Below are 7901 nucleotides of genomic sequence, written 5' to 3' on the forward strand. Positions count from 1 at the left end.
GCTACAGTCGCTGTCTGTGTCCCCCTTGCTCGATCCCTTCACCGTCGTGTTCGTCCAGCGTGCGCTGCTCACCGGTGCCCTCGTCGCGGTGATCTGCGGCGTCGTCGGCACCTGGGTCGTGCTGCGCGGCATGGCGTTCCTCGGCGAGGCCATGGCGCACGGGATGCTGCCCGGCATCGCCGTCGCGACGCTGCTGGGAATTCCACCGGTGCTCGGTGCGGCGGTGAGCGCAGCGGGGATGTCGTTCAGCATCGGCGTGCTCCAGCGCCGCGGGCGCCTTTCGGCCGACACCAGTATCGGACTGCTGTTCGTGGCCAGCCTCGCGCTCGGCGTGATCGTGATCTCCGCCTCGCGCAGCTTCGCGACGGATGCCACCGCGATCCTGTTCGGTGACATTCTCGCCGCCTCACCGGAGGACGTGCTCGTCCTCACGGTCGTCGCCGTCGTCACGATCGCCGTCGCCGTGCTCGGGCACCGTTCATTCGTCGCGGTCACCGTCGACCAGCGGCAGGCGCAGCTGCTGGGGCTCCGGCCGCAGATCGCGCACGTCCTGCTGGTCGGACTCATCACACTCGCCGTGGTCGCCGCCTATCAGGCCGTCGGATCGCTGCTCGTCGTCGGGATGCTGCTGGGGCCGGCGGTCGCCGCAGGTCGCTGGGCGCGGCGCATCCCTTCGACCATGATCCTCGCGGCGCTCATCGGCACCGCCTCGGTCGCCATCGGCCTTCTCGTGTCGTGGCACGCGGGAACGGCTGCAGGCGCCACGATCGCGTTCGTCGCGATCGGATCTGCCGCGGTGTCCGCTGCGGCCCATGCGATCGTCTCCGCTTCAGGGCGTCGGCACGCCCTCACCGAAAGGACCATATGAGAACCCGTCTTGCCGCTGCGTCCGGCATCCTCCTGATCGCGCTGTCCGGCTGTGCAGCGATACCGTCAGCCCCCGCAACCCCGACAGGGGAGGCCGTCGGCGACGGGCACGGCGAGATCGCCGGCGCGCACGAGCTCGCGGAGCCCGCGCTGCACCTGACCACCGTGGACGAGCAGGGAGCGGTGCACCACCTCGACCTGCTCGACGAAGGGTCGGAGGTGCTCGACGAGATCGAACCGATCGAGGATCTCGTCACTGACGGGCGCTATCTGTTCGGCATCAGGGACGGCTCCGTGACGGTGATCGACAGCGGAGTCTGGACGTGGAGCCACATCGACCACTTCCACTACTACGAGGCGCCGTCCCGCGTGATCGGCGATGTGGAAGGGGGCGGAGTCGCGAGGGTGGTCACCGGAGAGACCGGCACCGGCATCCTGTTCGACGACGAGGCCGTGCTGCTCGACACTCCTGCGCTCGCCGACGGGGAGGTCGTCGAGCAGTTCCGTGTCCCGGTCGAGCCGCACGCCGGCCTCGTCGTGCCGTTGAGTGAAGGCGCGGTCGTCACGGAGCCGGACTCCGACGGCGTCGCGCAGACACTGCGGGTGCGGGAAGCGGACGGCACCGCGGGTGAGTCCATCCCCTGTGCACAGGCGTCCGGCACCATCACCACGGTCGTCGGCGTCGTGATCGGCTGCGCGGACGGCGCGGCACTCTCGGTCGGCGGCGACCCGGCGGAGTGGGAGCGCATCGCATACCCCTCCGGCACGTCGGCGCCGGCCACGGACTTCGCCGGTCGCGAGGGGCGTCCGAGCGCGGCCGCGCTCGCGGGGACGAACGGCGTCTGGCTGCTGGACACCCGCGCACGGAGTTGGACCTTCCAGGATCTCGGCGAGGCGATCGTGCGGGTCACCGCAGTGGGTGACGACGCGGATCGCGTGCTGGCGCTCACCGCCACCGGATCCGTGCTCGTGCTCGCCGGAGGGGAGATCGTCGCGCGGACCGAGCCGCTCGTCGCGGCATCCCTCGCCGATCCCGATCTCGCAGCCCGAGTGACGTTCGTCGTCGATCAGAACAGGGCATATCTGAACGGCCCCGCCGAGCGGGCGATGTGGGAGATCGATCCGGCCGACGATGCACGCATCGCCCGCACGTTCGAGACGACGGCCGCACCGCTGCACCTCGCGGGGACGGGCCGATGAGCCGGGGCGGCCGGATCGCTGCGGCTCTGGTGACCGCGGCCGTCGCGGCGGGGGCGCTCGCCGGATGCGCGCCCGCAGCGGACGAGCGTCCGAGCGTGTACGTCACGACGAACATCCTCGGTGACGTGGTCGCCGAACTCGCCGGCGACCAGCTCGAAGTGGTGACGCTGATGGCGCCCGGTGCCGATCCGCATTCGTTCGAGCTCTCCGCGCAGCAGGCCGCCGGGCTGCGTGACGCTGAACTCATCGTCGCCAACGGGCTCGGACTCGAAGAGGGGCTGGCCCAGCACGTCGAGGCCGCAGCCGACGAAGGGGTGCCGGTGGTGGAGGCCGGCGCGCATGTCGAGGTGATCGAGTACGCCGAGGGCGCCGGTCCCGATCCGCACTTCTGGACTGATCCGTCGCAGATGATCCTCGTCGTGGATGCGCTCGCTCCCGCGCTGGCGGAGCTCGCAGGTGACGGCGGCGACGATGTACTCGCCGCGGCCGAGGCGTATCGGGAAGATCTGGTCGCCCTCGACGAGCACATGACGAGCGCGCTGTCGAAGATCCCCGCCGAGCACAGGGCGCTCGTCACCAACCACCACGTCTTCGGCTATCTCGCCCATCGCTACGACGTGACACTTCTCGGCGCGGCGATCCCGGGAGGCACGACTCTCGCGGCCCCGAGCCCCGCCGACCTCCAGGAGCTGGTCGACGCGATCGACACCGCCGGCGTCCGCACGATCTTCGCCGAGGCGTCGCAGCCCGATCGGCTCATGCAGGTGCTCGCCGAGGAGGCGGACCGCGACGTCGATGTCGTCGAGCTCATCACCGAATCGCTCGCGCAGCCGGGCGAACCCGGCGACACCTACCTCGACATGATGCGCGTCAACACCGAACGCATCGCCAAGGCCCTGGACCCATGACCCCCGCCCGAGAGGGCGCCACGAAAGGAAAACCCATGACACAGCTGAAACGAACCGCACGTCTGGCGGCTACCGCCGCAGCCGCGGCACTGCTGCTGACCGGATGCGGCGCGCAGTCCGCAGCCGAGACCCCCGATGCCGCCGCGCCGAGCACGGATGCCGCCGCAGAAGGGCCGCGCGTCGCCGTGGCCTACGCCGGCGGTGTGCTGATCGTCGACGGCGAGAGCCTCGAGGTGATCGACGACCTGCCCACCGAGGACTTCGTCCGGCTCAACTCCGCCGGTGACGGGCGGCACGCCTTCGTGACGACCTCCGCGGGCTTCCAGCTGCTCGACATGCGCGAGCCAGAGCTCACCGACCAGGTCGTCGACGCCGCTGCCGCGGGGCATGTCGTCCGACACGGGGGCAAGACCGTGCTGTACGACGACGCGACCAGCGACACCACGATCTTCGACACGGACGCTCTCGCCGAGGCGGACGGCAGCCTTCCCGAGGCGGAGGTCATCGAGGGAGTGGAGGCGCATCACGGCGTCTCGGTGGTGCTGGAGGACGGCACCTTCGTCACCACCGTCGGCGACGCGAACGGGCGCTCCGGCATCCGTGCGGTGGACGCGGACGGCGCCGAGATCGCGACCAGCGCCGAGTGCCCCGGTGTGCACGGTGAGGGAACCGCCGAGGGCGAGGCGGTCGTCTTCGGGTGCGAGAACGGCGCACTCGTCTTCGACGACGGCGAGATCACCAAGCTCGACTCGCCAGACGAGTTCGGCCGGATCGGCAACGCGTACGTCTCGGAGAACAGCCCGCTCGTCGTCATGGACTACAAGGACGACCCCGACATGGAGGGTTACCTCCTGACCGACATCGCGCTGGTCGACACCGAGGCGAAGACCCTCGAGAAGGTCGCTCTTCCTGAGGGCGTCAGCTACACGTTTCGCGGCGTGACCCGTGTCGAAAGCGGCGACGCCGTGCTCATCGGCTCCGACGGGAAGCTGCACGTCATCGACCCGGCGACCGGTGCCGTCACGGCATCCCACGACGCGATCGATGCGTGGGAGGGGCCGAGCGAATGGCAGCAGCCGCACCCGGCGATCGCCGCACTCGGCGACGTGGTCTACGTCACAGACGCCGCGAACAGCACGATCGTGACGCTGGATGCCACGACCGGCGAGGTCATCGCCTCCGCCGAGCTGCCTGAGGTGCCCAACGAGATCGCAGTCGTCGGCTAACGCGCGCTTTCCGCCGTCCGCGGGTGGATGCCGGAAGGATTTCCCGGGTTCGGTGCGATCTGAACCCGGGAAACCCTTCCAGCGACGCGCGTTGGACGGACGCTCAGACCAGCGCGAGGGTGCTGTCGTAGGCGTCCTCGGCGACGTCCGGACCCGTGCCGCCGAAGATGCGAGACAGTCCGGGCGCTGTCGACCAGGCCGGCCAGCCCGGATCCCCATCCGTGATGAAGCGCACGGCAGCCCCGTGCATCTCGTCCGCGAGCGACTGCGGCGGGTTCTCGCCCGCGAGGGCGTCCACCCGCTCCCTGTCCAGCCCGTCGAACCAGAACGGCACGTCGAGGCAGTGGCATGCCCAGCCCTTGGTGGGGGAGACCCAGCTGAAGCGGTATGCCCAGGTCGCGGCATCCGCACGCAGTCGTGCCTCCGCGACGCGGGGTACGAGGATGCGGAAGATGCGATCGCTGACGTAGCGGCCCGCGATCGCGGCGGTGCCTCGCGCGCGCTGGGGCTCGTTCGCCTCGAGGTACGCGCGGCGCGCATCGCGGTCCCTGATGAAGGGGCGCAGCAGCAGCGAAGGCGGCACCAGGCGCAGCGCGGTCTCCTCCCTCTCTGCGACCATCGTGAACTCGTCGTCGGCGGCGCCCAGCAGCAGTGGCTTGTCCGCGCCGATCCCGCCGCGCAGTGCATCCACGGTCGGCTGCGCGATGAGGTCGCCGTCGACCATCGGGCCCCACGCGAGGCCGTTCACGAGCTGATCGGTCAGCGCGGCGAGGCCGTGCTTCGCACTCGCTGCCTTGTTCTGCAGGGAGTGCAGGGCCGCCTCATCGACGGATCGGAAGCCGTCCGCATCGGCGGGGACACCGGCGAGCGCGGCCAGCCGGGCCGAGCGCTCGCGCGCATCGTCGAGGGGAACATCGGCGAGAGCCCCGGAGATCGACAGCGCCCGATGGAACAGGTGCTGCACCGACGGCATCCCGAGCAGCGCCAGCACGGCTCCGCCGCCCGCGGACTGCCCGCCGATCGTCACCCGGTCAGGATCGCCGCCGAACGCCGCGATGTTCTGCTGCACCCATTCGAGGGCGGCGATCCAATCGAGGACTCCGCGGTTGTGCGGTGCGCCCTCGATGTATCCGAAGCCGTCGAAGCCGAGTCGGTACGAGATCGACACCGTCACGACGCCATCGCGATTGAAGCGGCTGCCGTCGTACCAGGGGCTCGCGGGGGAGCCCTCGGTGTAGCCGCCGCCGTGGATCCAGACCAGTACGGGCAGAGACGTATGGAGTGAAGGGGTGAACACGTTGACGTTCAGAGTGCTGTCGCCGGCGACGGCCGGCTCCGGGATGAGGGTGTCGGTGCCGGTCGTGCGCAACGCGGTGGCCCCGTACTCGGTCGCGTCCCGTACGTCTGTCCACGACTCCGCAGGCACTGGCGCCGCATAGCGGAGGTCGCCTATGGGCGCCCTGGCGAACGGGATGCCGAGGAAGGCGGCGGATGCTGCGGGGGTTCCATGGTCCCGCCATGATCCGCGCACCGGTCCGGAAACGGTGTGTACCATGGGCGATTCGATCACGACTAGAGAGTATCGGCACGAGTGCGACGAAAAGTGTCGCACTTATGGACACTTCGTGTCATACTTGCCCCCAACGATGCACGAGGAAACGTGGTGACAAAACCTCTGGCGGGTCCGCAGACCCTGCTGCGAACCCTGAACGCGAGAGCGATCCTGGAGGCCTTGGCTCGACGTGGGCCCCTGACTCGAGCGGAGTTGATGGGTGAGACCGGGTTGTCGCGGACAGCCGTCACTCAGGTCCTTCGGATGCTCGAAGCTAGGGACGCCGTAGCATCCGCTGGGGTGGACCGAGCGACGCGCGGTCCGGCGGCGACCCGGGTCTCCCTCCATCCAGGACTCGGATTCGCGGCAGCCGTGCACGTGGATCACACCACGATGCATGCCACCCTGGTCGATCCGACCGGAGCGGTGCGCGCCCAGTGCGATGCGCCGCTCGGGCACGTCGACGACCGAGCTGCTGACATCGCCGCGCTGATCGCCGAGTGCCGTCGGGCGGTGCCCGGTCCTCTGCGGCACGTCGTGGTCGCGATGCCGGGGATCGTGACGCCGGGCGGCGAGATCAGAGACGATCAGGGTCCGGACGGCGGGGCGCTGCTCGCAGCGCTCACCGCGCACGTCGAATGCTCCGTCCACATCGAGAACGACGTCAATCTGGCGGCGCTCGCCGAATCGGAGTCCGGCGTCGGCCGTGAGCTCTCGAGCTTCACGCTGCTGATGATCGACGAGGGGCTCGGCGCCGGCACCGTGCTCGACGGCGTGCTGCACCGCGGAGCCTCCGGTGTCGCGGGCGAGGTGCAGTATCTTCCCCAGCCTCCCGTGCCGATCGGCGTGCCGGTGATCAACGACGACGTCGTGGAGGATCTCGCGCTCCTGCACGGCCGCGACCCTGCCGACCCGCTGCCCGTCCACCTCGATGCGTGCGGCGACGGGGACGAGGCGGCGAAGGCGATGGTGGACGAGCTGGCGCGGCGCCTCGTGGTCGTCGCCGGCAGCGTGGCCCTCGTCATCGATCCGGAGGCGTTCGTCCTGACCGGCCACGCCGCGCACCCGTGCTTCGTCGCGGCGGTGCATCGTGCCGCCGACGCACTTTCCCATCTGCTCGCCCTGAAGTTCGTGACCTCGGCGTTCGGACGCGAGGCGACCATGGTGGGCGCGATCGGACAGGCGGCCTCAGCGCTGCGCGAGCGCTCGTTCTCCCGTTTCGTCTCGCTCGGCGGGATGCCGGCCTGATGTCCCCGCCGTCGGACCTCACCGCTCGACTGGGGCTCGGATCCGACGCGCGTGTGATCATCCTCAACGCGGACGACTTCGGCATGTGCCACGCGGCGAACGAGGCGATCACCGACCTCCTCGCCGCCGGGCACCTCGATTCGTCGACGATCATGCTGCCGTGCGCCTGGGCGCCGGAGGCGCTCGCCTTCGCTGCCGCGCATCCTGAGATGAGCGTGGGCGTGCATCTCGTGCTCACGAGCGAGTGGAGCCGCTATCGGTGGCGGCCGCTGACCGGTGGGGGGACGAGCCTCGTCGACCGTGCCGGCTTCTTCCCGGCCGATGTGCGAGCAGTGGAGGAGAATGCGGCGATCGGAGATGTGTCGGCCGAACTCGCGGCGCAGCTGGGTGCGGCACTCGCTGCCGGCGTCGATGTCACGCATCTCGACAATCACATGGGCTCGGTATACGGGTTGCACACCGGCCGCGACCTGCTCGAACCGGTGTTCGCGCTCGCCGCACGGCACGGACTCCCGTTCCGGCTGCCGAGGGTCGTCGACGGCCTGCAGATCGGTGAAGCGATGCAGCCGGCGCTCGACAGGGCCACGGCGGCCGCGGATGCTGCGGGGATCGTCATCCTCGACCGGCTTTGGACGCATCCGTTCGAGCTCGCCGGCGAGGGCACCGATCGGGAGGAGACGTACGAGCAGATCCGCGAGGGCTTCCTCGGACTGCTGCGCGCGGTGCCGGCCGGGGTGACCGAGATCTACCTGCACCCGATGGTCGACGGGCACGAGCTGCGGGCGGCCGCGGACTACGGCGCGGCCAAGCGCGGGTACGAGCGGCGGCTGCTCGCCGATCCTCTCGTGCACGAGACCATCGAGAAGGAGGGACTCATCCGGATAAGCTGGCGTGGGGGGG

General features: G+C 70.0%; 7 protein-coding genes. 6 read left to right on the forward strand and 1 reads right to left on the reverse strand.

Features of this window, described 5'->3' with window-relative positions; all coding sequences use genetic code 11:
- Positions 1–16 precede the first annotated feature (16 nt).
- Genes aztB through aztD form a run of 4 tightly spaced genes read left to right on the forward strand, consistent with a single transcriptional unit; the run spans position 17 to position 4201 of the window.
- On the forward strand, positions 17–868 hold the full coding sequence (aztB, locus tag ACNPNP_RS02350; protein ID WP_448964461.1) for a zinc ABC transporter permease AztB: 852 nt from the start codon (positions 17–19) through the stop codon (positions 866–868).
- Positions 865–2067 carry a hypothetical protein gene (locus ACNPNP_RS02355; RefSeq protein ID WP_448964462.1) on the forward strand — a complete coding sequence of 401 codons (1203 nt, stop codon included), beginning with the start codon at positions 865–867 and terminating at the stop codon, positions 2065–2067. Before aztB ends, ACNPNP_RS02355 begins: the two co-directional genes overlap by 4 nt.
- Positions 2064–2975, forward strand: a complete 912-nt coding sequence (locus ACNPNP_RS02360; RefSeq protein WP_448964463.1) for a metal ABC transporter solute-binding protein, Zn/Mn family — start codon at positions 2064–2066, stop codon at positions 2973–2975. The genes ACNPNP_RS02355 and ACNPNP_RS02360 overlap by 4 nt, the downstream gene beginning before the upstream one ends.
- A 35-nt stretch (positions 2976–3010) precedes the next feature.
- Positions 3011–4201: a zinc metallochaperone AztD gene (gene aztD, locus ACNPNP_RS02365; RefSeq protein WP_448964464.1), complete on the forward strand. Its 1191-nt coding sequence runs from the start codon at positions 3011–3013 to the stop codon at positions 4199–4201.
- A 103-nt stretch (positions 4202–4304) separates the two neighbouring features.
- Here the strand turns inward: aztD and ACNPNP_RS02370 are convergent, their stop codons facing one another.
- Positions 4305–5756, reverse strand: coding sequence for a carboxylesterase/lipase family protein (locus ACNPNP_RS02370; protein WP_448964465.1), 1452 nt, complete (start codon positions 5754–5756; stop codon positions 4305–4307).
- 108 nt (positions 5757–5864) lie between these two features.
- On the opposite strand from ACNPNP_RS02370, the gene ACNPNP_RS02375 reads away from it, so the two are divergent.
- Both ACNPNP_RS02375 and ACNPNP_RS02380 read left to right on the forward strand, forming a co-directional pair.
- Entirely contained in the window at positions 5865–7001 is a 1137-nt protein-coding gene (locus ACNPNP_RS02375) for an ROK family transcriptional regulator (RefSeq protein WP_448964466.1), read from the forward strand.
- The coding region (locus ACNPNP_RS02380; RefSeq protein WP_448964467.1) for a ChbG/HpnK family deacetylase at positions 7001–7901 on the forward strand (901 nt) is incomplete at its 3' end. The genes ACNPNP_RS02375 and ACNPNP_RS02380, both read left to right, overlap by 1 nt.

The organism is Microbacterium xerophyticum, from assembly GCF_053543555.1.

Bases quoted from the DNA above. Each gene is read 5' to 3' on its own strand.
- ACNPNP_RS02355 (WP_448964462.1), top strand. From the start codon at position 865: ATGAGAACCCGTCTTGCCGCTGCGTCCGGCATCCTCCTGATCGCGCTG.
- ACNPNP_RS02360 (WP_448964463.1), top strand. From the start codon at position 2,064: ATGAGCCGGGGCGGCCGGATCGCTGCGGCTCTGGTGACCGCGGCCGTC.
- aztD (WP_448964464.1), top strand. From the start codon at position 3,011: ATGACACAGCTGAAACGAACCGCACGTCTGGCGGCTACCGCCGCAGCC.
- ACNPNP_RS02370 (WP_448964465.1), bottom strand. From the start codon at position 5,756: ATGGTACACACCGTTTCCGGACCGGTGCGCGGATCATGGCGGGACCAT.